We start from the raw sequence: 24678 nt of genomic DNA on the forward strand, positions 1-24678 counted from the left end.
GACATCGTCCCGGGCCTGCAGCTCGCGCACCGCGGCTTCGCCCAGGGCATCTTCGTGGCCGAGGAGATCGCGGGCCTGAACCCGCAGCCGATCGTCGAGTCCGGCATCCCGCGCGTCACGTACTCCGACCCGGAGGTCGCGTCCGTCGGCCTGACCGAGGCGAAGGCCAAGGAGGTGCACGGGGCCGACGCGATCGAGACCCTGGAGTACAACCTCGGCGGCAACGGCAAGAGCCAGATCCTCGCGACGCAGGGCTTCATCAAGCTCGTGCGCCAGAAGGACGGCCCCGTCGTCGGCGTGCACATGATCGGCGCGCGCGTCGGCGAGCTCATCGGCGAGGGCCAGCTCATCGTGAACTGGGAGGCGTACCCCGAGGACGTCGCGGCGCTCGTGCACGCCCACCCGACGCAGAACGAGGCTCTCGGCGAGGCGCACCTGGCGCTCGCCGGCAAGCCGCTGCACGCCCACAACTGACCACACGAACTTCGAAGGAGACACGAGCGGTCATGTCCGACAACGTGCAGCTTCCCGCTCTCGGCGAGTCCGTCACCGAGGGCACCGTCACCCGCTGGCTCAAGAACGTGGGCGACCGCGTCGAGGTCGACGAGCCCCTGCTCGAGATCTCGACCGACAAGGTCGACACCGAGGTCCCCTCGCCGTTCGCCGGCACGCTCGAGCAGATCCTGGTCCAGGAGGACGAGACCGCCGAGGTCGGCGCCGTCCTGGCCGTGATCGGCGACGGCTCGGGCGCCGGCGGCGACGCCGCCCCGGCCGAGTCCGCCCCCGCGCAGGAGGAGGCCCCGGCGCAGCAGACCGGCGCCACCACGCAGGGCGAGGGCTACGGCGACCCGGCCCCCGAGGTCGAGTCCGCCTCCCCCGCCACCGAGCAGCCCGCCCCGGCCGCCGAGGCCCAGGGCTCCGGCGACGGCCAGCAGGTCACCCTGCCGGCGCTCGGCGAGTCCGTCACCGAGGGCACCGTCACCCGCTGGCTGAAGCAGGTCGGCGACACCGTCGAGGTCGACGAGCCGCTGCTCGAGATCTCCACGGACAAGGTCGACACCGAGGTCCCGTCGCCGTTCGCCGGCACCCTGCAGCAGATCCTGGTCGGCGAGGACGAGACCGCCGAGGTCGGCGCCCCGCTCGCCGTCATCGGCTCGGGCTCCGCGCCCGCCGCGTCGGGCCAGTCGCAGGACGGCGCGGCCCAGGCCGCCGCCCCCGCCGCGACCGAGGCCGCGCCGCAGGCCGCCGCCCCGGAGGAGGCCCCCGCGCCGACCCCGGCGCCGGTGCCCGCCCCGACGCAGTCGGCCCCGGCCGCCCCCGCTGCCCCCGCTGCCCCGGCCGCACCGGCCCAGCAGCAGGCCGCCCCGGCCCAGGCGCAGGGCTCCTACCTCACGCCGCTGGTCCGCAAGCTGGCCGCCGAGAAGGGCGTCGACACGTCGACCCTGACCGGCACCGGCGTCGGCGGCCGCATCCGCAAGGAGGACGTCCTCGAGGCCGCCGCGAAGGCGGAGGAGGCCGCCAAGGCCGCCGCCGCCCCGCAGGCCCCGGCCGCCGCCCCGTCCGCGCCGTCGGCCCCGGCCGCCGCGCGCTCGACCGAGCCGTCGCCGCTGCGCGGCACGACCGAGAAGGCCAGCCGCCTGCGCCAGGTCATCGCCGAGCGCATGGTCGACGCCCTGCACAGCCAGGCGCAGCTGACCTCCGTGGTCGAGGTCGACGTCACCCGCGTCGCCCGCCTCCGCGCCCAGGCGAAGGACTCCTTCAAGGCCCGCGAGGGCGTCAACCTCACGTTCCTGCCGTTCTTCGTGCAGGCCGCGGTCGAGGCGCTCAAGGTGCACCCGAAGATCAACGGCGTGCTCGAGGGCAAGGAGATCACCTACCACGGCACGGAGAACATCGGCATCGCGGTCGACACCGAGCGCGGCCTCGTCGTGCCGGTGATCCGGGACGCCGGCGACCTCAACCTGGCCGGCATCGGCCGGAAGATCGCCGACCTGGCCGGCCGCACCCGCGCCAACAAGGTCACCCCGGACGAGCTGTCCGGCGCGACCTTCACGGTGACCAACACCGGCTCGGGCGGCGCGCTGTTCGACACCCCGATCGTCCCGGGCGGCACCTCCGCCATCCTGGGCACCGGCGCGATCGTCAAGCGCCCGGTCGTGATCAAGGACGCCGACGGCGCCGAGGTCATCGCGATCCGGTCGATGTGCTACCTGGCCCTGTCGTACGACCACCGCCTGGTGGACGGCGCGGACGCCTCGCGGTACCTCATGACCGTGAAGCAGCGGATCGAGGAGGGCGCGTTCGAGGCCGAGGTCGGCCTCTGAGCACCGCCTGACGCAGGACGCGACGCCCCGGCGACCCACGCGGTCGCCGGGGCGTCGTGCGTCCGGGGCCGGGCCCTGCCGTTGACCGGACCGTGCGGGCCCACTACCGTGCTGGCGCTCTTTCGACAACGGGTGTCGAAATTTCGGCGCCCCGGACCACGAGGACGTGACCCCGATGCGAGCAGCACCCCGCGCCACCGGACGGCGCCGGCCCGACTCCCCCGAGCCCCCGCCCCCGCCCGGGCGCCGACCCCGCCGACGGCGGGCCCTCGCCGCCGGGCTGGCCGCCCTGCTGGCGGGCTCGGCCGCCGCGCTGGCCCCCGCGGCCGCCTCCGCCGCCCCCGCCCCGGCCGGCGGCGACCAGGCCCAGGGCGGCGGGCACGGCGGCGGCCAGGGCGGCGGGCGGGACGTCCGCCAGCTCCGCACCTGGCTCGCCGACACCTACCGCTCCCTCGACGCGATGACCGACGCCGAGACGGGTCTGGTCGCCGACAACATGCCCGGCGCGCTCGAGCCCGGCACGGCCAGCGCGTACACCTCGCCGACGAACATCGGCGGCTACCTGTGGTCGACGGTCGTCGCGCGGGACCTGGGCCTGCTCAGCCACCGGGACGCCCGCAACCGGCTGGCGACCACGCTCGGCACGCTGGAGCGCCTGGACCGGCACGACGAGTCCGGCATGTTCTACAACTGGTACGACCCGGCCACCGGCGACCGCGTCGACACCTGGCCGGACAGCGGCGACCCGGTCGAGCACTTCCTGTCGTCGGTCGACAACGGCTGGCTCGCCGCGGCGCTGCGGGTGGTCGCGTCGGCCGAGCCGAAGCTCGCGGACGAGGCCACGGCGCTCTACGACTCGATGCACTTCGGCGTCTACTACAACCCGGAGGGCCGGGCCGACCTCGGCGTCGGGCTGATCCGGGGCGGGTTCTGGGACTCCGAGCCCTCGGGCTGCTCGGTGCCCGGCAACTACACCGGCGGCGAGACCGTCTACTACACCTGCCACCACTACGACACGACGGTCTCGGAGACCCGGATCGCGCTGTACCTGGGCATCACGGACGGCGAGATCCCGCCCGAGGCGTACTGGGGCACCTACCGCACCTTCCCGTCGACCTGCGACTGGTCCTGGCAGGAGCAGCGCCCGAGCGGCGTGACCCGCACCTACGACGGCGTCCCCGTCTACGAGGGCGTCTACCACTACGACGAGATGGCCCTCGTGCCCGGCTGGGGCGGCTCGATGTTCGAGGCGCTGATGCCGGACATGCTCGTGCCCGAGTCCGAGTGGGCCCCACGGTCCTGGGGCGTCAACCACCCGCTGGTCGTCGAGGCGCAGAAGCGGCACGGGCTGGACGAGACGGGCTACGGCTACTGGGGCTTCTCCCCCGCCAGCGACCCGCACGGCGGCTACGCCGAGTACGGCGTCGACGTGCTGGGCATGCGGTCGGACGGGTACCTGTCGGACGGCACGACCGACGTCGACCTCGGCTTCGCCGGCTGCCGCGAGGCGACCAACCCGGAGCCCGAGTTCGGCGACGGCGTCGTCACCCCGCACGCCGCGTTCCTCGGGCTGGAGTACGACCCGCGCGGCGTGATCGACAACCTCAAGAACATCGCCGCCGACTTCGACGCCTACGGGCCCGGCGGGTTCTACGACGCCGTCGCGGTGCGGACCGGGACCGTCGCCGAGCGGTACCTGTCGCTCGACCAGTCGATGATCGTCGCCGCGATCGGCAACTACCTGCGCGACGGGCTGCTGCGCGACTACGTCGTCGGCCCCGACATGGAGCAGAACCTCCAGCCGGTGCTCGCGGCGGAGGTGTTCTCGTCCGCCGCCGAGCCGGTGGCCCCGGTGCTCGCCGAGCCCGCGCCCGGGTCGACGGTCGACGCCGTGACGGGGCTGGCCGGCACCGGCGAGCCCGGCGCGCACCTCACGGTCACCGGGCCGGACGGCGCGGTCTGGTGCGCGGCGGACGTCGACGCGGACGGCGCGTGGGCGTGCGACGTCGCGACGCCGCCGGCCGCGGGCGAGCACGCGCTCGCGCTGGCGACGACGAACGACGCCGGCATCACCGTGCCGGGCGCGGCGGTCACGCTGACCGTCGCGGGCGGCGCCGGCGGCGCTGGCGGCGACCCGGGCGGCGCCGGCGTGGTCGAGCCGGGCGCGGAGGACCCGGCCGGGGACGCCGGGACCGCGCCGGCGGGCGACGAGCCCGCGGCGGGCGGGGCCGCGGGGCCGGACCTCGCGGTGACCGGCGCGCACGCGGCGCTGGGCGCGCTGGCGACCCTCGGCGCCCTGGCGGGCGCCGCGGGCCTGCTGCTCCGGAGGCGCCTGACGGCCTGACACGCACCGCGCGCGGCGCGCACCGCGCGCGGTGCACCGCGCACGCACGCGCCGCGTGCACACCGACGCCGAGTCTCCGGAGTCCGACTCCCGCACCCCCGCGGGACGCAGTCCGACTCCGGAGACTCGGCGTGCGTGCACGGCGCGGGGCGCGCGGGCGCGGGGCGTGGGCGTCAACGCGCGGGCGTCAGCCCGCCCGCGGCGCGGCGGTCGACGCCCGCACCACCAGCCGCGTCGCCAGCTCCAGGTGCGCGTGCCCGCGCCCGCCGCCCTCCCGGGCGCGGTGCACCAGCACCACGGCGGCGTCGCCCATCTCGTCGAGCGGCTGCCGCACGGTCGTCAGCGCCGGGTCGAGCCACGGGGCGACCGGCTGGTCGTCGAACCCGACCACCGACAGGTCCTCCGGCACCCGTACGCCGTGCTCCCGGGCCGCGCGCAGGACGCCGATCGCGGTGTCGTCGGACGCGGCGAACACGGCCGTCGGCGGGTCCTCGGCCCGGAGCAGCACCTCGGCCGCCCGGAACCCCGCGTCCACGCCGTACGCGCCGCCGCGCACCAGCTCCTCGTCCGCGACCAGCCCGCCCTGGATCAGCGCGGTCCGGTACCCGGCGAGCCGCGCGACGGCGTTGTCCTGGTCCTGCGGGCCGGTGATCGTCGCGATCCGCCGGTGCCCGAGCCCGACCAGGTGCGCGGTCGCGTCGAGGCCGCCGCGGAAGTTGGTCGCCGCGACGGCCAGCAGCTCCGGGTCGGGCCGGGTGCGCGGGTCGACGACGACGAGCGGCACGCCCGCCCGCGCGAGGTCCGCCCGTGCCGCCTCGTCCGGGACGCCGACGACGCTCACCAACCCGTCGGTCCCGCGCCGCAGCGCGTGCCGGACCCAGGCGCCGCCCGACCCGGACCCCGGGTCGGAGTCGACCGTCACCACCAGGTCCGCGCCCAGCCGTGCCGCCGCGCGCGCCGCCCCGCGCACCACGGCCTCGGCCCAGGTGCTGTCGAGGTCGACGACGCGCAGGTCGACGAACCCCGTCCGCCGGCTGCCCGACGGCCGCACCGCGTACCCGTGCCGGGCCAGGACGGCGGTGACCCGCTCGCGGGTGGCGCCGGCGACGTCCGGGCGGGAGTTCAGCACCTTCGACACGGTCGGCACGGAGACGCCCGCCTCGGCGGCGACGACGGCGAGGGGCGGCGGCGCCCCGGCGCCCGGGTGCTCGGCGTCCATGACGCCCCAGCGTAGGGGCCCGCGGGGCGCGCCCGACGCGCCGCGCTCCGGCGCCGCGGCCAGGCGCCGCGGCCCACCGCCCGTCGGCGCGCCGCGCACCGGCGGCGCACGTAGGGTCGGCCGCATGATCGTGGTGGTGGCGGGGTCGAGCGGGCTCATCGGGACGGCGCTGGTCGCGCGGCTGCGCGCGGAGGGGCACGAGGTGCGCCGGCTGGTCCGCCGCGCCCCGCGGAACCCCGACGAGCGGGCCTGGGACCCGCGGGCCGGCACCCTCGACCCGGCGGCGCTCGCCGGCGCGGACGCGGTCGTGAACCTCGCGGGCGCGGGCGTCGGCGACAAGCGGCTCACCCCGGCGCGCAAGCAGGTCGTGCTCGAGTCCCGGACGAGCACCACCGGCCTGCTCGCCCGGACGGTCGCCGGGATGGCCGAGCCGCCGCGCGTGCTGCTGCAGGGCTCCGCCACCGGCGCCTACGGCTACCGCGGCGACACCCGGGTCACCGAGGAGGAGCCGTACGGCACGTCCTACCTCGCCGAGGTCGTCCGCGCGTGGGAGGCCGCCGCGGCGCCCGCCGTCGCCGACCCGCGGGTCCGGGTCGCGTTCCTGCGCACCGGGATCGTCCTGGCGCCGTCCGGCGGCGCGCTCGGGCGGCTGCTGCCGCTGATCCGGCTCGGGCTCGGCGGGGCGCTCGGCAGCGGGCGGCAGTACTGGTCGTGGATCAGCCTCGAGGACGAGGTGCGCGCGATCCTGCACCTGCTCGACGCGCCGGTCAGCGGCCCGGTGAACCTCACGGCGGAGCCCGCGACCGAGATCGCGATCGTCCGGGCGCTCGCGCACCGCGCGCACCGGCCCGCGGTGCTCCCGGTGCCGGGGTTCGCGCTGCGGATCGCGCTGGGCCAGTTCTCGGAGGAGATCCTCGGCAGCCTGCGCGTCGTCCCGGCGGCGCTCACGGCCTCCGGCTTCACGCACGCCCACCCCACCCCGGAGTCCGCGGCCGCCTACGTCCTGGGCTGACCCCGCGCGCGGGCGGCTACGCGTCCAGCGGGACCGCCCGGTGCTCCCGCGCCGAGACGCGCGCCGCGTCCAGGACCCGCGCCGTCATCACCGCGTCGGCCGGGTCCACCGGGACCGGGCCCGCGCCGCGCACCCAGGCCTCGACCGCCCGGTAGTAGTCCGGGTGCCCGCCAGGCGCGCGCCGCACCGGCACCCGCTCGTCGCCGTGCACGAGCCAGCCCTCGTGCGCGTCGTCGCCCTCGTCGAGCGCCGAGAACGGCGTCGCCTCGCCCTCGAAGCTCGTCACCAGGTACGCGCCGCGGTCGCCGAGCACCCGGGTGCGCGGGCCGGGCGCGCCGACCAGGCCACCGGCCTGCAGGTGGCTGATGACCGCCGACCCGTCGGGCCGCGCGGCGTGCGTGAGCGCGAGGAACACGTCGTCCTCGGCGGGCGTGGTGAGGCTGCGCAGCTCGGCGTGCACCCGCGCGACCGGGCCGAACAGCTGCACCGCGGAGTCGACCAGGTGCGCCCCGAGGTCGAGCAGCAGGCCGCCCGCGCGGGTGTCGTTCTCCTTCCACCGGTCCTGCGGGACCGGCCGCCAGCGCTCCCAGCGGCGCTCGAACCGGTGCACCGTCCCGAGCTCGCCCGCGTCGAGCAGCGCCCGGAGCGTCAGCTGCTCCGGGTCCCACCGGCGGTTCTGGAACACGGTCAGCCGGCCGCCGGCCTCCGCGCCGAGCCGGGTCAGCGCGGCGGCCTCGTCGGCGGTGGTCGCGAGCGGCTTGTCGACGACGACCCACGCGCCCGCGGCGAGCGCCTGCGTCACGTGGTCGACGTGGTCGCCGGTCGGGCTGGCGATCACGACCGCGTCGAGCTCCGCGGCGTGCGCGAGCAGCGCCGGCACGTCCGGGTCGACGGCGACGCCCGGCCAGTCCCGGCCGGCCGCGGTCGCGCGCGCGGGGTTCCGGGTCACGACCCGGACGACCTCGGCCCCGACCTCGCGGAGCAGCCGGGCGTGGATGCCCCGCCCCGCCGAGCCGTAGCCGACCAGTCCCACCCGCAGCGCGTCCGTCATGGCCGCCACCCTAGGCCCGGTGCGCGTCCACCTCCTCGCGGGCGAGCCGGCTGGGCCACCAGGTCCGGCGGCCCACGTCGTGCACCAGCGCCGGCACCAGCAGGCTCCGGACCACCAGCGTGTCGAGCAGGACGCCGAACGCCACGATGAACGCCAGCTGCGCGAGGAACAGCAGCGGGATGACGCCGAGCGCCGCGAAGGTCACCGCCAGCACGACCCCCGCCGAGGTGATGACCCCGCCGGTGACGGCGAGCCCGCGGAGCACCCCCTCCCGGGTACCGAGGCGCGCGCTCTCCTCCCGGACCCGGGTCATCAGGAAGATCGAGTAGTCGACCCCCAGCGCCACGAGGAACGTGAAGGCGTACAGCGGCACGGCCGGGTCGGCGCCCGGGAAGTCGAGCACGTGGTCGAACACGATCGCCGCGACGCCCAGGGCCGCCGCGAACGACAGCACGTTGGCGAGCATCAGCAGCACCGCGGCCACGACGGAGCGCAGCAGCACCATGAGGATCAGCAGGATCACGACCAGCACCACCGGCACGATCACCCGCAGGTCCCGGGTGCCGGCGTCCTGCGCGTCCAGCGTCTCGGCGGCGGCGCCGCCCACCAGGGCGTCGGGCGCGACCTCGTGCACCGCGTCCCGCAGCCGCTCGACGGTGGCCACGCCCTCCGTGGTGTCGGCGGCGGCCTCGGTGGTCACGTCCACCCGCACGTCGCCGTCGACGACGACCGGCTCGGCCGGCTCGGCCGCCTCGTCGCCCGGACCCGTGGGCGCGCCGGTGGTCGCCCCGGTGTACGGCGTCGCGGACACCACGCCGTCGACCGTCAGGGCCGCCTCGGCCACGGCGTCCGCCTCGGCCCGGGGCACGATCACGATCGCGGGCTGCACGGTGCCGGCCGGGAAGTGGGCGGCGAGCACCTCCTCGCCGGCCACCGCGTCGACCTCGGTCAGGAACACGTCGGCCTGGCTGGTGCCCGACGCCTTGAAGGTCGGCAGGAACGCCGCGAACCCGAGCAGGACGACCGTGGTCAGCACCCACACCAGGCGGTCCCGCCGCCCGACGCCGCGGGCCAGCCGGCCCCAGAGGCCCTGCGCGGGCGCGGGGTGGCCCGCGGGCGCGTGCGCCCCGTGGTGGTCGTGCGCCGGCGCGGCGACGGGCGCCCCGGCGGCGGCGGGCTCGTCGTGCGCCGGGCCCACGGCGTGCGCGCCGGGCTCGGCCACCCGCGGCACCCGCGGCACCCGCGGCCAGAACAGCACCCGGGACCGCCGACCGGCGATCAGCAGCAGGAGCGGCAGCAGCGTGAACGCGGCCAGGTACGCGGCGGCGATGCCGAGCGCGCCCACCGGCCCGAGCGACCGGTTCGACGCGAGGTCCGAGAGCAGCAGGCAGAGCAGACCGGCGACGACGGTGCCCGCGCTGGCGGTGATCGGCTCCAGGCTCCGGCGCAGCGCGCGGCGCATCGCGGCGGACGGCGCCGCCACGGAGCGCAGCTCCTCGCGGTAGCGGGCGACGATCAGCAGCGCGTAGTCGACGGACGCCCCGACGACCAGGATCGACAGGATGCCCTGGGCCTGGCCGTTCAGGGTCAGCACCCCGGCGTCGGCCAGGTGGTAGACGGCGAGCGCGGCGGCGCACAGCGCGAACACCGCGGTGAGGATCACCGCCAGCGGCAGGAACGGCGACCGGTAGACCAGCACCAGGATCACCAGCACGGCCCCGAGCGCGACGAGCAGCAGCACGCCGTCGATCCCGCCGAACGCGTTGGTCAGGTCCGCGACGAACCCGCCCGGGCCGGTGACCCAGGCGCGCAGGCCGGCCTCGCCGGAGGAGTCCGCGGTGGCGCCCAGCTCGTCGGCCAGCGTGTCGCGCACGGCCTGCACGGTCGCGCCGACCACGCTCTCGTCGTCGGCCAGCGAGGCGTCCGCCTGCTCGGCGTCGAGCGACAGCGGGACGAGCAGCGCCTCGCCGTCCTCCGAGGGCACGACGACCGGGTCGGCCGTGAGCACGTCGCCGAGCGTGGCCGGGTCGCCCGCGGCCGGGTCGGCGCCGGGCATCGCCACGTCCGGCAGCCCCGCGACGACGGGCTGCACCGCCGCGATCGCGGCCGGGTCCAGCGCCCCGCCGCCCTCGGCCTCGAGCACCACCAGCACCGGCAGCGCCTCGGACTCCGTGAACGCCGCCGACGCCTCCGCGGCCCGCGTGGACTCCGCCGACGACGGCAGGAACGCCGCCGCGTCGTTCGTCTGCACCTGCGAGAGCTGCCCCTGGGCCATGCCCCCGAGCGAGCCCACCGCCAACCACCCCGCGGCGACCGCCAGCACGGCCAGTCCCCGCCCGATCCCCCGCGCCCCGTTCCTCAGCATGCTGAGCACTATGCGGGACGCGCCGCGTTCCGGCAACATGAGGCCGGGGCAACGGCCCAGCAGGAGGAGAGGGACGAGTGGAGCGCGACGCCGGAGGGCCGCAGGAGCACCCGCGGTGGCAGGCGATGGCCGCGCCGGAGCCGAGCGGCTGGCCGGTGGGCCGGCTGCTGTCCGCCGCCGCGCGCCGGGTCGAGCGGGACTGGAACGCGCACCTCGCGTCCTGGGACCTCAACCACGCCAGCCAGCCCGTCCTCGTGATCCTGCTGCGCGGACCGCGCACCCAGGCCGAGCTCGCCGCGGCCTGCGACGTCACCGAGCAGACGATGAGCCGGGTGCTCGCCCGCCTCGAGCGCTCCGGCTACGTCACCCGGACGGCCCACGCCACCGACCGCCGCAAGCACCAGATCTCCGCCACCGACGCCGGGCGCGCGGCCGTCCTCGCGGCGTCCGACCCGGTCGCGGCCGAGGCGATGGTCACCGAGGGGCTCACGGAGGAGCAGGTCGACCAGCTGCGCGCGCTGCTGCTGCTGGTCGCGCGGCGCTGAGGGCCCGGGCGGCCGGCCGGGTGGCTCAGCCCTGCGCCACCCGGCCGCCGCGCTCGATCCGCCGCAGCTCGTCGGCGACCCGGGCCGCCCAGGCGTCCACCTCGTCGAAGTCGCGGAAGTCCCCCGCCTCGGCCTCGATCATCGCGACCAGCGCCCGCTCGGCGAGCCCGAGCTCGTCGCGCTGCAGCCGCCCGCCGAACGCCGCCACGCCCCGCGCCGCCACCCGGCGGGCCACGACGCGCACGTCGTCGGGCTCGGCGGCGGGCAGCGGCGGCTCCCCGACCCGGCCGGACCAGAACAGCCACGTCGGCCGGGTGGCGAGCTGCCCGCCCTCCCGGTCGACCAGCTCGCGCAGCGCCGCCGCCAGCCGGCCGACGTAGACCGCCGAGCCGAGCACCACCGCGTCGTACTCCTCGACCGCGCCGACGTCGTCGGGGTCGGCCTCCACGACGTCGTGGCCCGCGGAGCGCAGCACCTCCGCCACCTCGGCGCCGATCTCGCGCGTGCTCCCGTGCCGCGACGCCACCGTCACCAGGACCCGCATGGTCGCCTCCCCCTGCGTCCCGGGGCCCGGCACCGGCGCCGCGCCCGTCCTCCCAGCGTCACCCCCGCGGCGCGCCGGCCGCCAGGGACCTCGGTCCCGCCGCCGCGGCCGACCGGCACCGCCCGCCGCGGCGGCCCGTCCGACCGGGCGACGACGACGGCCCGCGCGCCGGTAGACTCCCGGGTCATGGCCCGTGAGAAGAACCCGACCGCCGGCGCGGCCGCGAAGCCCGCGAAGGTGAAGAAGACCCGGTGGTACCACCAGGTCTGGCAGGCGTACCAGATGACCCGCCAGCAGGACCCGGCGGTGACCTGGCTGATCCTCGGGGTGTTCTTCGGCATCGTCGCGGTGGGCCTGATCCTGGGCCTGCTGTTCTTCACGTGGTGGTACACGCTGCTGCTGAGCATCCCGTTCGCGCTGCTCGGCGCCATGTTCACGCTGACCCGCCGCGCCGAGCGCGCCGCGTACGCCCGGATCGAGGGCCAGCCCGGCGCCGCGCTGTCCGCGCTCGGCACCATCCGGCGCGGCTGGACGTTCGCGCAGGAGCCGGTCGCCGTGGCGCCGCGCACGCAGGACCTCGTCTACCGCGGCGTCGGCCGCCCGGGCATCGTCCTGGTCGGCGAGGGCCCCGCCAACCGGATCGGCAAGCTGCTCGAGTCCGAGCGCAAGCGCACCGCCCGCGTGCTGCAGGGCGTGCCGATCACGCTGATCGAGGTCGGCCGCGACGAGGGCCAGGTCCCGCTGCCGCAGCTCGCCCGCAAGGTGCAGCGCCTCAAGCCGCAGCTCACCAAGGCCGAGGTCGGCGAGGTCGTCAAGCGGCTCCAGGCGCTCGGCGCCGTGAAGATGCCGGTGCCGAAGGGCGTCGACCCGATGCGCGTCCGCCCGGACCGCAAGGGCATGCGCGGCCGCTGAGCCGCGGCCGCCCCCCACGCGCAGGACGCGCCCGCACCCCTCCCGGGGGTGCGGGCGCGTCCTGCTTCCCGGCCGAAGACCTCCGTCGAGATGGCAACTCTCGGCTGCGGCCGAGCGCTCGCAGACAGCCGAGAGTTGCCATCTCGGCGACCAGGGACGTGAGGCGTGCGCCCGGGGACGAAGCGGGTCAGCGGGTCAGCGGGTCAGCGGCGGACGATCGCCGTGCCCGCGGAGCGGTCGTGCAGGCCGCGGCCGTCCGCGTCCCACACCACCGCGGGGATCACCAGGCAGAGCAGCACCGTGCGCACCAGCGCCAGCAGCAGGTTCGGCGGCGCGTCCGGCCCCGGGTCCGGCGCCGGCGCCCCGGGGCGCTGCACCAGCAGCTGCGGCGGCCGCACCCGGCGCACCCGGATGCCGAGCAGCCGGTGGCCCAGCGTGCCGCCGACCGTGCCGACCAGCAGCACGTTCTCGACCGCGAACACCGCCAGCGTGCCGAGCTGCTGCGCGTCCGCGGGCAGGAACACGTTCGCGATCGCGAGGCAGGCGAACCAGTCGATCAGCAGCGCGATCAGCCGGCGCCCCAGCGGCGCGAGCGACCCGCTCCCCGTGGCGGGCAGCCCCAGCCGGCTGCCGCTGGGCGCGCCGCCGTTCCCCACGGGCGGGCCCTCGAGCCACGAACCGACGTCCTCGCGATCGACCATGCGTCAACGGTAACCGGCCGCCGCGCGCTCCCCCGCCCGCCCGTCGCACGCCGACGCGCCCAGCGACGTCACGTGCCCGCAACACGGATCCGGGGTCACGTAACACGGGCGAAACAATCGGTACACCGGCGGGAAATCGGGCACCCCTAGCCTCGTCGGAGCCCGGTGAGGGCACGTCAACCCGAGGAGCAGCGGATGTTCAGCACGCCAGAGGAAGTCCTGGCCTTCATCAAGAACGAGGACGTCAAGTTCGTCGACGTCCGGTTCTGCGACCTGCCCGGCGTGATGCAGCACTTCAACGTGCCCGCCGCGTCCGTGGACGAGAACTTCTTCGTCGAGGGCCAGATGTTCGACGGGTCGTCGATCCGCGGCTTCCAGGCGATCAACGAGTCCGACATGAAGCTCCTCCCGGACGTGACGACGGCGTTCGTCGACCCGTTCCGCACGGAGAAGACGCTCGTGCTGAACTTCCACATCGTCGACCCGTACACCGACGAGCCCTACAGCCGCGACCCGCGCCAGGTCGCCGCCAAGGCCGAGGCGTACCTGCGCTCGACCGGCATCGCGGACACGGCGTTCTTCGCCCCCGAGGCCGAGTTCTACATCTTCGACGACGTGCGCTTCGAGACGAAGCAGAACACCTCGTTCTACTCGATCGACTCCATCGAGGCCGCCTGGAACACGGGCCGCGTCGAGGAGGGTGGCAACCTCGGCCACAAGACCCCCTACAAGGGCGGCTACTTCCCCGTCCCGCCGGTCGACCACTTCGCCGACCTGCGCGACAAGATCTCGCTCCAGCTGGACGCCCTCGGCCTCGAGGTCGAGCGGGCGCACCACGAGGTCGGCACCGCCGGCCAGGCGGAGATCAACTACCGCTTCGACACCCTCGCCAAGTCGGCCGACAAGGTGCAGCTGTTCAAGTACGTCGTGAAGAACGTGGCGCACGCCGAGGGCCGCACCGCGACCTTCATGCCGAAGCCGCTGTTCGGCGACAACGGCTCGGGCATGCACGTGCACCAGTCCCTGTGGAAGGACGGCAAGCCGCTGTTCTTCGACGAGAAGGGTTACGGCGGCCTGTCCGACATGGCCCGCTGGTACATCGGCGGCCTGCTCAAGCACGCCCCGTCGCTGCTGGCCTTCACCAACCCGACGGTGAACTCCTACCACCGCCTGGTCCCGGGCTTCGAGGCGCCGGTCAACCTGGTCTACTCGGCCCGCAACCGCTCCGCGTGCATCCGCATCCCGGTGACCGGCTCGAACCCGAAGGCCAAGCGCATCGAGTTCCGCGTGCCGGACCCGTCGTCGAACCCGTACCTGTGCTTCGCCGCCATGCTGATGGCGGGCCTCGACGGCATCCAGAACCGGATCGAGCCGCCGGAGCCGGTCGACAAGGACCTGTACGAGCTGCCGCCGGAGGAGCACGCCGCGATCGCCCAGGTCCCCGGCACGCTCGCCGAGGTGCTGGACAACCTCGAGGCCGACCACGACTGGCTGACCGCCGGCAACGTGTTCACCCCGGACCTCATCCAGACCTGGATCGACTACAAGCGGTCCCACGAGGTCGACCCCATCCGGCTGCGCCCGCACCCGCACGAGTTCGAGCTCTACTACGACGTCTGATCGGCTGCTCCCGGTCAGTGCGCATGCGAGGGGCGTCTCCCGTCAGGGAGACGCCCCTCGTGGCGTCCCCGGGCCGGAGGGTCGAGACTGGGCTCGTCCCTCCCCGTCCCCCATCCCTGGGAGTCCCGTGCTCACCGTCAACGCCTACGCCGCCCCCTCCGCGACCGAGCCGCTCGTCCCCGTGACGATCGAGCGCCGCGACGTGGGCCCGAAGGACGTGCTGATCGAGATCCGCTACGCCGGCGTCTGCCACTCCGACATCCACACCGTCCGGGGCGACTGGGGCCCCATCACCTACCCGCAGGTCGTGGGCCACGAGATCGTCGGCGTGGTCGCCGAGGTCGGCGCCGGGGTCACGCGGCACGCCGTCGGCGACCGGGTCGGCGTCGGCTGCATGGTGAACTCGTGCCGCGAGTGCGAGAACTGCCGGGCCGGCCTGGAGCAGTACTGCCTCGAGGGCAACACCCAGACCTACGCGTCCGTCGACCGCGACGGCACCATCACGCAGGGCGGCTACTCGACCCACGTGGTCGTCGACGAGGACTTCGTGCTCCGCGTGCCCGAGGCCATCCCGTTCGACAAGGCCGCGCCGCTGCTGTGCGCCGGGGTGACCACGTACTCGCCGCTCGCCCACTGGGGCGCCGGCCCGGGCAAGAAGGTCGCGGTCGTCGGCATGGGCGGCCTCGGCCACATGGCGGTGAAGCTCGCGCACGCGATGGGCGCCGAGGTGACGGTGCTGTCCCGGACCCTGAGCAAGAAGGCCGACGGCCTGGAGCTCGGCGCGGACCACTACTACGCGACGGAGGACCCGGCGACGTTCGCCGAGCTCGCCAACGCGTTCGACCTCGTCGTCAACACGGTGTCCGCGGTCGTCGACCTCGGCGCCTACCTGTCGCTGCTGCGGCTCGACGGCACCCTGGTCAACGTCGGCGCCCCGGGCGAGCCGCTGCCCGTCCAGGTGTTCACGCTGTTCGGCAACCGCCGCTCGTTCGCCGGGTCGAGCATCGGCAGCATCGCCGAGACCCAGGAGATGCTCGACTTCTGCGCGGAGCACGGCATCGCGCCCGAGACCGAGCTGATCGCGGTCGACGAGGTGAACGAGGCGTACGAGCGCGTGCTGCGGTCGGACGTGCGGTACCGGTTCGTCATCGACGTCGCGACGCTGGCCTGAGCCCCGACACCGACGCACGCCCGCCCGAACCGGCCCCGCGGCCGCCCCGCCGCCCGTAGAGTCCCCGGTCATGGGGGCCGACCGCATGGCCGAGGTGCAGCTCGACGACGACGTCGCCGGGCCGCCCGCCGAGCCGCGCACGCCCTCGGCCGGCGCCCGCCGCGCCCGCGCGCTGCTGCGCCGGTGGTGGCCGGCGCCGGTGGCGCTCGTCCTGGCGCTGGTCGCGGCGCAGGCGGTCGGCGACCACCGGGCGGACTCCCGGGCGGACCGGCTGCGCGCGACGCCGGGCGTGCTGGCCGAGACGGTCACCGCGCCGCTCTCGGCGACGCCGTGGGGGCCGGCCGACGCGCTCACGGTGCTCTCCGCGGGGACGGCCACCCCGGACGGCCTGGTCGCCGGGGTGGTCGTGCCGGGGTTCGGCCCGGCCGAGGTGGTCGCGCTCGACGGCGAGACCGGCGACGAGGCGTGGCGCGTCGGGGTCGGCCTCGCGTCGACCGGGGCCGAGGACACGCAGACCGCCGCCTGCACGTCCGGGAAGGGGCTCGCGGCGGTCGCGTCGGCGGTGGCCGAGACGCTGTGGTGCACCGTGACGGACGCGGCGTCGGGCGCCGCGGCGTCGGGCGCCGCGGCATCGGACCACGCCGCCGGCCTCACCACCCGGCTGGTCGAGGTCGACCTCGCGGCCGGGGCGGTCGCCGGCGCCCGCGAGCTCGAGCCCGGCGCCGAGGCGACGGTCGTCGGCGACGTGCTCGTCGTCGGCACCCGCGGGGACGACGGGGTCCTGCTGCGCGGCAGCGACGTGCGCGGCGGTACCGAGCGGTGGCGCACCGAGATCGCGGACCCGGTGGACGAGAACCTGTGGAGCGGCTGGCTCGCGGACCTGGGCGGCCACGTGCTCGTCCGGGGCACGGGCGCGACGTGGTCGGTCGACCCCGCGGACGGGCGGATCGAGGCGCACGCCGAGGCGCTGTCCACGCTCCGCGGCGACGCCCTCGTCGCCCTCCCGACGACCGGCGCCGTGCGACTGCTCGGCGCGGACGGCTCGGGTACCGCCACCCTCGACGGCCACCCCCTGCCGGTGTGGCCCGACGACGGCTCGGCCCCCGGCGTCCAGCCGGTCGCGGACGGCTCGGTCGTCCGGGGCGTCGACGGCGCGACGGGCGCGGTGCGCTGGGAGCGGCCGGCGCGGACGAGCCCGCGGAGCGGGTACCTGCTCCTGGAGGGCGTGCTCTACGGCAGCGACTCGGAGGCCCTGTGGGCCGTCGACGCGGTGACCGGGGACGAGGTCTGGTCCGTCCCGACGTCCCCGGTCGAGGACGCGCAGCTCATGACGGACGGCCGGCACCTGCTGCGGTCCGAGCGCGCGGACGAGGACGCCGGCCTGGTGCTGTCCGCGTACGACCTCGGGTCGGGCCGGCGGGTGTGGACCACGCCGGTGCCCGAGCACCTGGCGGCTCTGTGGCCGGCCGGGGGCGTGCTGTACGGCTACGGGGGCGGCGGGTTCGAGGTGTTCCGGATCCGCTGACGCGGCGGGCGCGTGGCCGCGCGCAGCAGGATGCCGACCCCGCCGTCGAAGGTGATGCCCGAGAGCCGCGGCCCGCGCGCGACCTCCGCGAACCCCCACGGCTCGTGCAGCGCGATCGACGCGCGGTTCCGCGCGTTGACGACGTAGTGCGCCTCCGCGGCCCGCTCCTCGACCCACACCATCCGCGCGCCGGTCAGGGCCGCCGCGACGCCACGGCGCCGCCAGCGCGGGTCGACCGTGACGCCGCCGAGGTAGTGGCCGACGGGCGCGGGGTCCGTCGCCTCGTCGTGGTGGTAGGTCTGCGCCCAGCCGAGGACCGGGGCCGGCCCGTCGGGCGCCCCCGCAGGCAGCGCGACGAGGACGCACCGGCCCGGGTCGCCGATCGCGCGGCGGTAGGACTCGGGGTGCGCGTCGCGTCCCGCGCGGCGCTGGATGTCGACCAGCGCCCCGACGTCGTCCGGCACGGCGGGGCGGACCGCGAGCGGGACGAGCTCCCCGCGCGCGCCGGGCGCGAACTCCGCGAACGCCGACACGGCTACCGCCGCCCCCGCAGCACCAGCGGCAGCGCGCGCCGCCACGGCGCGACCGGACCCGGCGCGACCGGGCCCGACGCGGCCGCCCGGGGCGCGACCGGGCACCCCCGGCACGCCGGCGACGCCACGCCCGGCGCACCCGGAGGGCCCCCGCCGGTCCCGCACCCGCCGCACCCCAGCAGGTCCCCGGCCCGGGTGACCGCGCCGACCCGCACCCAGTGGTCCACCGCCGCGTCGACCAGCCCGCGCTCGACCCCGAGCCGCGCCGCGATCGCGTCGGCCCCGTGCCCGCGCCGGGTCTCGTCCAGCACCGCCGCCAGCAGGCTCACAGCAGCCTCCCGACCTGGAACACCGCGACCGCCAGCACCCACGCGAGCACCAGCTGCGCGCCGACGGCCCCGAGCGTCCACCGCGCGCCGAACAGCCGCCGCTGCTCCCCCACGGTCGCCAGGCACGGGGTGTACGCGAGGACGAACACCATGAACGCCACCGCCGCCGCGGCCGCGTGCCCGCCCGAGGACGCCTCGAACGTGGCGCGGATGCGCGCGCCGAGGTCGCCCGCGTGCGCGGGGTCGTCGGGCTCGGTCACCGCGTAGGACTGCGCGAACGACCCGACGACGACCTCCTTGGCGACGAACCCGGTCGCCAGCGCGGCCGACATGTGCCAGTCGTCGAAGCCCGCCGGGGCGAACACCGGCGCGATCGCCTCCGCCGTCCGGCCGTACAGGCTGTCCTCGACCGGCACGTCGGCGATCGCGTGCTGGCCCGTCACCGGCACGGCCATCAGCAGCCAGACGACGGTGAGCGTGGTGACGATGATCGTGCCGGCCTTCGTCACGAACGCCACGCACCGGCTCCACGCCGACAGCAGGAGCGCGCGCACCCGCGGCCGCTGGTACGCCGGCAGCGCGAGGACCAGCGGCTCCCGCACGACGTCCCGGAACAGCGTGCGGCGCAGCGCGAGCCCGCCGAGCACGACCAGGGCGATGCTCGCGACGTACATCGCGAAGATCGCCGTGCCCGCCCGGTCCGGGAAGAAGATGCCCGCCAGCAGGATGTAGACGGTCAGCCGTGCGGGGCACGAGGTGTACGGGATCAGCAGCCCGGTCATCAACCGGCTGCGCGCGCTCGGCAGCGTGCGGGTCGCGGCCAGCGCCGGCAGGTTGCAGCCGAACCCGATGACCAGCGGCAGCATCGCCCGCCCGTCGAGGCCGATCGCCCGCATCGCGCGGTCGGCGACGAACGCGGCCCGCGCGAGGTAGCCCGAGTCCTCCAGCAGCGCGATGGCCAGGAACACCAGCGCCATCAGCGGCACGAACGACAGCACGGTGCCCACGCCCGCCAGCACGCCGTCGACCAGCAGGCCCGAGACCCACGCCGGCCCGGGCAGCGCGCCGCGCAGCCCGTCGGCGAGGGTGCCGTTCACCAGCCCGTCGACGCCGTCGATCAGCGGCCCGGCGACGGTGGTGGCGAGCTGGAACACCGCCCACATCACCGCGAGGAACGCCGGCACCCCCGCCGCGGGGTGCAGCAGCACCCGGTCGACGCGGTCGGACAGCGTGCGGACCGGCGGCGCGGGGGCGAGCACCCGCACCGTGCGGTCCACCCACGCGAGCTGGGCGTCGGCTGCCGCGAGGTCGTCCGCCGCCGGGTCGAGGTCGAGACCCAGGGACGGGACCGCCGGGTCGTCGAGCGCCGCCCGCACCGCCGCGCCCAGCGCGTCGACGCCCCGGCCGGTGCGCGGGTCGACGGCCACGACCGGCACCCCGACCAGCGCCGCCAGGTCCGCGGGGGCGACGGCGATGCCGCGGGCCGCCGCGACGTCCGACATCGTCAGCGCGACGACGGTCGGGGCGCCCGCCCGGGCGACCTGCGCGAGCAGGTACAGCGACCGGGACAGCGCCGACGCGTCGACCACCACCACCGCGAGGTCGGGGGCGCCGAGCGGCCCGGTCCCCCGCACCGCCTCCGCCGCCACCTGCTCGTCCGGCGATCGCGCGAGCAGGCTGTGCGTGCCGGGCAGGTCGACCACCGCGACGCCGCGCAGCCGGCGCCAGGAGCCGGTCTGCAGCTCGACGGTCGTGCCGGGCGCGTTCACCACGCGCTGCCGGGCGCCGGTGAGGGTGTTGAACAGGGTGGACTTGCCGACGTTCGGGCTGCCGACGAGGACGACGCGCGCGTCGCGGGTCGCGAGCGCCGCGGGCGCCGGGCCGCCGGCGGGCTCGTGGCAGCTCACGGGGCCACGTCCGCGGCCTCGACCGCGATCCGCGCGCACGTGGCGGCGTCCACGGCGAACCGGTCCGCCCCGAGCGCGAGCACCCGGCCCCCGAACGCGCCGCGGTGCGTCACCCGGAACGCGGTGCCGGGCCGCAGGCCGAGCTCGGCGAGCCGCAGCCGGTGCCCGGGGTCGAGGTCGACGCGGACCACGCGGCCCGGCTGAGCGAGTGGCCAGTGCCCGAGGTCCATGCTCGTGAGGCTAGGACTGAGGTGAGCCTGTCCTCATGGGTCGGAGGTCCCCGGTGCCCGGCCCCCGGGCGGCCCCGGGGGCTACCCCGCCCCCAGCGCCAGCAGCTCGCCCACCGGCGCCAGCTCGACCAGCCCCCGCGCCCGCCGGGCCAGGTCCTCGTCCACCGCGACGAGCACGTCGGCCTGCAGCCGCGCCACCGCCACGTACTCCGCGGGCGCGACGTCGTCCCACCCCTGCTCGGTGGCGATCCGCCACGCCACGGCCCGCGACACCCGGTCGCCGAGCAGCCGCACCCGCAGCGTCGTCAGCCCGTCGAGCAGCCCGGCGGCCCGCGCGGGATCGAGCGCGCCGGCGCGGACGTCCCGGTAGAGCAGGCCCATCGCCTGGGAGCGGAGCAGGTTCGGCGCGACGAGCTGGTGCCCGTCGGGGACGACGAACCCCGCCTCGACCAGCCGCACGGCCGCGGGCGCGTCGATCGCGAACCGGGTCATCCCCGCTCCTCGCCGGGGCCGCCGAGCCGCACCCACTCCCCCTCGGACACCACCTCGACCGCCCCGCCGGCGACCACGATCGCCGTCTGCTCGTCGATCGCGAACCCCGGGACGCCGCCGAGGCCGGCCGCCCACCGCTCCGCGGCCGCCCGGGTGTTCGTCGGGAACGCGTCGAGGTGCGGGAAGATCGCGAACGGCACGACGCCGAGCGCACTGTCATCCGGCGCCTCGGGCCACTCCACGAACATCTCCCCGATCCGCGGCGCCATGACCATGCTGCCGGCGCTGACGCCGACCCAGACCAGGTCGGGCAGGCCGGGGAGCAGGTCGGCGAGCCCGGACGCGCGCACCCAGTGCGCCAGATAGGTGGCGTCACCCCCGTCGACGAGCAGCACGTCGGCGTCCCGCACCCACGGCGCCCAGCGCTCGGCGCCGATCGTCGGCAGCGCGGTCAGCTCGAGCACCCCGAGCGACGCCCACCCGAGGCCGGTCAGGTGCTCGAACCCCGGCTCGGCGGCGACGAGGCCCCGCACCGACCCCGGGCCGCAGAGCGGGTGGCCCCACTGGGCGGTCGGGACGACGAGCGCGCGGCACTCCGCGACGGGGCGCGGGAGCAGCCGGTCGAGCGCCGCGCGGATGCTCGGGTTGGTGACGCCGCCGGACGTGAGCAGGAGCTGCACGGGACCTCCCGGGTCGTGGTCGTCGCGGGCCCGGCCCATCCTGCACCCGCGCGGGTGGTCCCGGGCACCCCCGGCGAGCCCGTAGGATCCCATTCATGCGAACGATTCTCATTCCCACTGCGGCGACCGGGGCCGTGCTGGTCGCCGCCCTCGCCGGCTGCGCCGCGCCCGGCGCCTCGGCCGGGGCCGCGCCGTCCGACGCGGCCGACGGCGTCACCGTGACCAGCTGCGGCCTCGACGTGACCGTGACCGCGCCGCCGGAGCGCGCGGTCACGCTCGAGCAGGGCGCCACCGAGCTGCTGCTGGCGCTCGGCCTCGGCGACCGGATGGCCGGCACCGCGTACCTCACCGACGCGGTCGCCCCCACGTACGCCGAGGCCTACGCCGCGGTGCCGGTGCTGGCCGACCAGTACCCGACCGCCGAGCAGCTGCGGGAGACGGCACCGGACTTCGTGTACTCGATGCGCGCCTCCGCCTTCGCGGCGGACGCCGTCGGCGAGCGGGCGGAGCTCGCCGACCTCGGCGTGCCGGCCTACCTGTCGGCGAACGACTGCGAGGACCCCGCGCTCGTCGCGGACGAGGTCGGCTTCGACCAGATCTTCGCCGAGGTCACCGACCTGGCGGCGCTGTTCGGCGTCGACGACCGCGGCGCGGACCTGGTCGCGGACCAGCGCGCGGTGCTCGACGAGGTCGCCGCGGCCGCGCCCGACGCCGGCGGCCTGGACGTGGCGTGGATCTACTCCACGATCAACGGCGCGCCGATCGTCGCCGGGAGCGCGGGGCTGCCGCAGACGCTCACCGAGCTCGCCGGCGCGAGCAACGCGTTCGACGACCTCGACGCGCAGTGGGCCGAGACGAGCTGGGACGCGATCGCCCAGCGCGACCCCGACGTCCTCGTGCTCGCGGACCTGTCCCGCGGCCTGGCCGGCGACAGCGCCGCCGACAAGACCGCGCAGCTCCGCGCGGACGCGGTGACCGCGCAGCTCTCGGCGGTGCGGGACGACCGGCTGGTGGCGATCCCGGCGACGGAGATGGACCCGTCCGTCCGCAGCATCGACGCGCTGTCGACGCTGTCGGGCGCGCTCGTCGGGTTCGCGGGGGCGGACCGGTGACCGCCGTCGCCGACTGGTCGCGCGCCCACCTCGCGGCCTGGGACCGCCAGCAGGCGGCCTACATCAACCGGCGCGAGGACCGGTTCGCCGTCATGCTCGACGTGCTCGCGCAGACCGCTCCCGCCGGGGCCCTCGTGGTCGACCTGGCGTGCGGCCCCGGCTCGGTCTCCGCACGGGTGCTCGACCGGTTCCCGGGGATGACCTGCGTGGCGGTCGACCTCGACCCGCTGCTGGTCGAGCTCGGGCGGCAGGCGTTGGCCGGCCACGGCGACCGCGTCGAGTTCCACGAGGCCGACCTGTGGGACCCGGGCTGGACCCACGTCCTCGGCGGCCGGCGTCCGCACGCCGTGCTGTCGTCGACCGCCCTGCACTGGCTGCCGGCCGACGTGCTCGCCCGCGTCTACCGGGACGCGGCGGACGTCCTCGAGCCCGGCGGCGTGCTGCTGAACGCCGACCACCTGCGGCAGGCGTCCGGCCGCCCGCTGTTCGAGGAGCTCGGCCGGCGCGACGACGCCGCCACCCAAGCCCGCGACCAGGCCGCGGGCGCGCTGACCTGGGACGCGTGGTTCGCGGAGCTCGTGGCGCACCCGCACTTCGCGCCCCTCGCCCCGGAGCGCGAGCGTCGCTACGCCGACCGGCCGCCGAACCCGGACCTCGGGCTCGACTTCCACGTGGCCGCCCTGCGCGCGGCGCAGTTCCGCGAGGCGGGACCCGTGTGGCAGCACCTCGATGACTACGTCGTCCTCGCGCAGCGCTGACCTGGCGGCGCGCGCGGGGCTCGGCGGTCCGGCGGCCGCGACGGCCGGGGCGGCTCTGCTGCTCGCGGCCGTCGCGTTCGCCGCCGTCGGGGTCGGCGGCGGGGACATCACCTGGGGCGAGACCGCGCGGTCGCTGGCCGGGCACCTCGGCCTCCCGGTCGCGCCGCTCCCCCGGCTGACCGACTCGGTGGTCTGGGAGCTGCGCGCGCCGCGCGTGCTGCTCGCGGCGGTGGCCGGGGCCGGGCTCGCCGTGTGCGGCGCCGTGCTGCAGGCCGTCACCCGCAACGCCCTGGCCGAGCCGTACCTGCTCGGCATCTCGTCGGGCGCGTCGACCGGCGCCGTGCTGGTGCTTGTCACCGGCCTCGGCGCGGGGACGGTCTCGCTCGCGGGCGGCGCGCTCGTCGGCGGGCTCGCGGCGTTCGGGCTGGTGCTGCTCCTGCTCGGCCGCGGCACGACGGGATCCGGCCGGCTCGTGCTGACCGGGGTGGTCGTCGGTCAGCTCTTCGCGGCCGTGACGTCCCTGGTGCTGCTCGGCTGGGGCGACGCCGACGCGGCGCGCGGGCTCACCTACTGGCTCACCGGCTCGCTCGCCGCCGCGCGCTGGCCGGCGGTCGTCCTGTGCGCGGCCGTCACCGCCGTCGCCCTCGTGGCGCTGCGGCTCGTCGCGTCCGACCTCGACGCGTTCGCGTTCGGCGCCCGGACCGCCGCCTCGCTCGGGGTGCCGGTGGCGGCGGTGCGGACCGTCGCCCTCGTCGCGACCGCGGCGGTCACCGCGGTCGTCGTGTCCAGCGTGGGCGCCATCGGGTTCGTCGGGCTGATCGTCCCGCACGCGGTCCGGGCGGTCGCGGGCCCGCTGCACCGCCGGCTGCTCCCGGTCAGCGCGGTGGGCGGCGCGGTCGTCCTCATGCTGGCGGACGCCGTCGCCCGGACGGCGCTGGCCCCGCGGCAGCTGCCCGCCGGCGTCGTCACCGCGCTGCTGGGCGTCCCGGTGTTCCTGGTGATCCTGCACCGCCGGGAGCGCGCGTGAGCGGCCCGGCGCACGGCGGCGCCGCCGCGCGACCCGCGGGCGCCCCCGGGCGACCCGTGGCCCTGACCGGCTCCGGCCTGACCGTGCGCGTCCGGGGCCGCGCCGCGCCGATCCTCGACGACGTCGCGATCGCCGCACCCGCCGGGTGCGTCACCGGGCTGCTCGGGCCGAACGGCTCCGGCAAGTCCACGCTGCTGCACGCGCTCGCCGGCGCGGTCGTCCCGCAGGCGGGCGAGGTGCGGCTCGGTGGCCAGCCGCTCGGCGACGTGCCGCGGCG

At 76.7% G+C, this 24678-nt stretch carries 23 protein-coding genes and 1 pseudogene; 13 read left to right on the plus strand and 11 right to left on the minus strand.

Annotation, left to right across the window (positions count from 1 at the left end; translation table 11 throughout):
* From VER05_RS05365 to VER05_RS05375, 3 genes and pseudogenes are all read left to right on the plus strand, one after another.
* A pseudogene (locus tag VER05_RS05365) lies at window positions 1–474 on the plus strand (dihydrolipoyl dehydrogenase); the annotation flags it as partial.
* Between the two features lie 32 nt (window positions 475–506).
* Window positions 507–2324, plus strand: a complete 1818-nt coding sequence (sucB, locus tag VER05_RS05370) for a 2-oxoglutarate dehydrogenase, E2 component, dihydrolipoamide succinyltransferase (protein ID WP_324844358.1) — start codon at window positions 507–509, stop codon at window positions 2322–2324.
* Between the two features lie 175 nt (window positions 2325–2499).
* On the plus strand, window positions 2500–4668 hold the full coding sequence (locus tag VER05_RS05375; RefSeq protein ID WP_324844359.1) for a glucoamylase family protein: 2169 nt from the start codon (window positions 2500–2502) through the stop codon (window positions 4666–4668).
* A 187-nt stretch (window positions 4669–4855) separates the two neighbouring features.
* Here VER05_RS05375 and VER05_RS05380 read toward each other — a convergent pair whose 3' ends face one another.
* Window positions 4856–5887, minus strand: a complete 1032-nt coding sequence (locus VER05_RS05380; RefSeq protein ID WP_324844360.1) for a LacI family DNA-binding transcriptional regulator — start codon at window positions 5885–5887, stop codon at window positions 4856–4858.
* 124 nt (window positions 5888–6011) lie between these two features.
* Here VER05_RS05380 and VER05_RS05385 point away from each other — a divergent pair, with 124 nt between their 5' ends.
* A complete protein-coding gene (locus tag VER05_RS05385) occupies window positions 6012–6899 on the plus strand; it encodes a TIGR01777 family oxidoreductase (RefSeq protein WP_324844361.1) in 888 nt (295 codons plus the stop codon).
* A 16-nt stretch (window positions 6900–6915) separates the two neighbouring features.
* On the opposite strand, the gene VER05_RS05390 is transcribed toward VER05_RS05385, so the two are convergent.
* Complete coding sequence (locus tag VER05_RS05390; protein ID WP_324844362.1) at window positions 6916–7950, minus strand: Gfo/Idh/MocA family oxidoreductase; 1035 nt, start codon at window positions 7948–7950, stop codon at window positions 6916–6918.
* 10 nt (window positions 7951–7960) lie between these two features.
* Entirely contained in the window at window positions 7961–10315 is a 2355-nt protein-coding gene (locus tag VER05_RS05395) for an MMPL family transporter (RefSeq protein WP_324844363.1), read from the minus strand.
* Window positions 10316–10392: 77 nt separating this feature from the next.
* Between VER05_RS05395 and VER05_RS05400 the strand changes: the two genes are divergently transcribed.
* On the plus strand, window positions 10393–10860 hold the full coding sequence (locus VER05_RS05400) for a MarR family winged helix-turn-helix transcriptional regulator (RefSeq protein WP_324844364.1): 468 nt from the start codon (window positions 10393–10395) through the stop codon (window positions 10858–10860).
* A 25-nt stretch (window positions 10861–10885) separates the two neighbouring features.
* Here VER05_RS05400 and VER05_RS05405 read toward each other — a convergent pair whose 3' ends face one another.
* A complete protein-coding gene (locus tag VER05_RS05405; protein ID WP_324844365.1) occupies window positions 10886–11404 on the minus strand; it encodes a flavodoxin domain-containing protein in 519 nt (172 codons plus the stop codon).
* A 186-nt stretch (window positions 11405–11590) separates the two neighbouring features.
* Here VER05_RS05405 and VER05_RS05410 point away from each other — a divergent pair, with 186 nt between their 5' ends.
* A complete protein-coding gene (locus tag VER05_RS05410) occupies window positions 11591–12316 on the plus strand; it encodes a DUF4191 domain-containing protein (RefSeq protein WP_324844366.1) in 726 nt (241 codons plus the stop codon).
* Window positions 12317–12519: 203 nt separating this feature from the next.
* Here the strand turns inward: VER05_RS05410 and VER05_RS05415 are convergent, their stop codons facing one another.
* Window positions 12520–13017: an RDD family protein gene (locus tag VER05_RS05415; RefSeq protein ID WP_324844367.1), complete on the minus strand. Its 498-nt coding sequence runs from the start codon at window positions 13015–13017 to the stop codon at window positions 12520–12522.
* A gap of 195 nt (window positions 13018–13212) precedes the next feature.
* On the opposite strand from VER05_RS05415, the gene glnA reads away from it, so the two are divergent.
* From glnA to VER05_RS05430, 3 genes are all read left to right on the plus strand, one after another.
* Window positions 13213–14637, plus strand: coding sequence for a type I glutamate--ammonia ligase (gene glnA / locus VER05_RS05420; protein WP_324844368.1), 1425 nt, complete (start codon window positions 13213–13215; stop codon window positions 14635–14637).
* Window positions 14638–14764: 127 nt separating this feature from the next.
* Window positions 14765–15808: an NAD(P)-dependent alcohol dehydrogenase gene (locus tag VER05_RS05425; protein ID WP_324844369.1), complete on the plus strand. Its 1044-nt coding sequence runs from the start codon at window positions 14765–14767 to the stop codon at window positions 15806–15808.
* 70 nt (window positions 15809–15878) lie between these two features.
* A complete protein-coding gene (locus VER05_RS05430) occupies window positions 15879–17333 on the plus strand; it encodes a PQQ-binding-like beta-propeller repeat protein (protein WP_324844370.1) in 1455 nt (484 codons plus the stop codon).
* Here the strand turns inward: VER05_RS05430 and VER05_RS05435 are convergent.
* The 6 genes from VER05_RS05435 to VER05_RS05460 all read right to left on the minus strand — a co-directional run bounded on the left by VER05_RS05435 (window position 17294) and on the right by VER05_RS05460 (window position 21504).
* Window positions 17294–17866, minus strand: a complete 573-nt coding sequence (locus VER05_RS05435; protein WP_324844371.1) for a GNAT family N-acetyltransferase — start codon at window positions 17864–17866, stop codon at window positions 17294–17296. The genes VER05_RS05430 and VER05_RS05435 overlap by 40 nt on opposite strands.
* A gap of 2 nt (window positions 17867–17868) precedes the next feature.
* Window positions 17869–18195: a hypothetical protein gene (locus VER05_RS05440; RefSeq protein WP_324844372.1), complete on the minus strand. Its 327-nt coding sequence runs from the start codon at window positions 18193–18195 to the stop codon at window positions 17869–17871.
* Window positions 18192–20102, minus strand: coding sequence for a ferrous iron transport protein B (gene feoB, locus VER05_RS05445; RefSeq protein ID WP_324844373.1), 1911 nt, complete (start codon window positions 20100–20102; stop codon window positions 18192–18194). Before feoB ends, VER05_RS05440 begins: the two co-directional genes overlap by 4 nt.
* Window positions 20099–20332, minus strand: coding sequence for a FeoA family protein (locus VER05_RS05450; RefSeq protein WP_324844374.1), 234 nt, complete (start codon window positions 20330–20332; stop codon window positions 20099–20101). Before VER05_RS05450 ends, feoB begins: the two co-directional genes overlap by 4 nt.
* Before the next feature lie 81 nt (window positions 20333–20413).
* Window positions 20414–20824, minus strand: coding sequence for a hypothetical protein (locus VER05_RS05455; RefSeq protein WP_324844375.1), 411 nt, complete (start codon window positions 20822–20824; stop codon window positions 20414–20416).
* Window positions 20821–21504, minus strand: a complete 684-nt coding sequence (locus VER05_RS05460) for a Type 1 glutamine amidotransferase-like domain-containing protein (protein WP_324844376.1) — start codon at window positions 21502–21504, stop codon at window positions 20821–20823. Before VER05_RS05460 ends, VER05_RS05455 begins: the two co-directional genes overlap by 4 nt.
* Window positions 21505–21599: 95 nt before the next feature.
* Here VER05_RS05460 and VER05_RS05465 point away from each other — a divergent pair, with 95 nt between their 5' ends.
* The 4 genes from VER05_RS05465 to VER05_RS05480 all read left to right on the plus strand — a co-directional run.
* On the plus strand, window positions 21600–22616 hold the full coding sequence (locus VER05_RS05465; protein ID WP_324844377.1) for an ABC transporter substrate-binding protein: 1017 nt from the start codon (window positions 21600–21602) through the stop codon (window positions 22614–22616).
* Entirely contained in the window at window positions 22613–23374 is a 762-nt protein-coding gene (locus tag VER05_RS05470; RefSeq protein WP_324844378.1) for a class I SAM-dependent methyltransferase, read from the plus strand. The genes VER05_RS05465 and VER05_RS05470 overlap by 4 nt, the downstream gene beginning before the upstream one ends.
* Window positions 23346–24401 carry a FecCD family ABC transporter permease gene (locus VER05_RS05475; RefSeq protein WP_324844379.1) on the plus strand — a complete coding sequence of 352 codons (1056 nt, stop codon included), beginning with the start codon at window positions 23346–23348 and terminating at the stop codon, window positions 24399–24401. Before VER05_RS05470 ends, VER05_RS05475 begins: the two co-directional genes overlap by 29 nt.
* Window positions 24398–24678 (plus strand): ATP-binding cassette domain-containing protein (locus VER05_RS05480; protein ID WP_324844380.1); only part of this gene is annotated, 281 nt, incomplete at its 3' end. The genes VER05_RS05475 and VER05_RS05480, both read left to right, overlap by 4 nt.

The sequence above is a fragment of the Cellulomonas sp. genome, from assembly GCF_035634735.1.
In the GTDB taxonomy this organism is placed as follows: Bacteria; Actinomycetota; Actinomycetes; order Actinomycetales; family Cellulomonadaceae; genus Cellulomonas.

Coding starts and splice junctions, on each gene's coding strand:
- sucB (WP_324844358.1), top strand. CDS start 507: ATGTCCGACAACGTGCAGCTTCCCGCTCTCGGCGAGTCCGTCACCGAG.
- VER05_RS05375 (WP_324844359.1), top strand. CDS start 2,500: ATGCGAGCAGCACCCCGCGCCACCGGACGGCGCCGGCCCGACTCCCCC.
- VER05_RS05380 (WP_324844360.1), bottom strand. CDS start 5,887: ATGGACGCCGAGCACCCGGGCGCCGGGGCGCCGCCGCCCCTCGCCGTC.
- VER05_RS05385 (WP_324844361.1), top strand. CDS start 6,012: ATGATCGTGGTGGTGGCGGGGTCGAGCGGGCTCATCGGGACGGCGCTG.
- VER05_RS05390 (WP_324844362.1), bottom strand. CDS start 7,950: ATGACGGACGCGCTGCGGGTGGGACTGGTCGGCTACGGCTCGGCGGGG.
- VER05_RS05395 (WP_324844363.1), bottom strand. CDS start 10,315: ATGCTGAGGAACGGGGCGCGGGGGATCGGGCGGGGACTGGCCGTGCTG.
- VER05_RS05405 (WP_324844365.1), bottom strand. CDS start 11,404: ATGCGGGTCCTGGTGACGGTGGCGTCGCGGCACGGGAGCACGCGCGAG.
- VER05_RS05410 (WP_324844366.1), top strand. CDS start 11,591: ATGGCCCGTGAGAAGAACCCGACCGCCGGCGCGGCCGCGAAGCCCGCG.
- VER05_RS05415 (WP_324844367.1), bottom strand. CDS start 13,017: ATGGTCGATCGCGAGGACGTCGGTTCGTGGCTCGAGGGCCCGCCCGTG.
- glnA (WP_324844368.1), top strand. CDS start 13,213: ATGTTCAGCACGCCAGAGGAAGTCCTGGCCTTCATCAAGAACGAGGAC.
- VER05_RS05430 (WP_324844370.1), top strand. CDS start 15,879: ATGGGGGCCGACCGCATGGCCGAGGTGCAGCTCGACGACGACGTCGCC.
- VER05_RS05450 (WP_324844374.1), bottom strand. CDS start 20,332: ATGGACCTCGGGCACTGGCCACTCGCTCAGCCGGGCCGCGTGGTCCGC.
- VER05_RS05455 (WP_324844375.1), bottom strand. CDS start 20,824: ATGACCCGGTTCGCGATCGACGCGCCCGCGGCCGTGCGGCTGGTCGAG.
- VER05_RS05465 (WP_324844377.1), top strand. CDS start 21,600: ATGCGAACGATTCTCATTCCCACTGCGGCGACCGGGGCCGTGCTGGTC.
- VER05_RS05475 (WP_324844379.1), top strand. CDS start 23,346: ATGACTACGTCGTCCTCGCGCAGCGCTGACCTGGCGGCGCGCGCGGGG.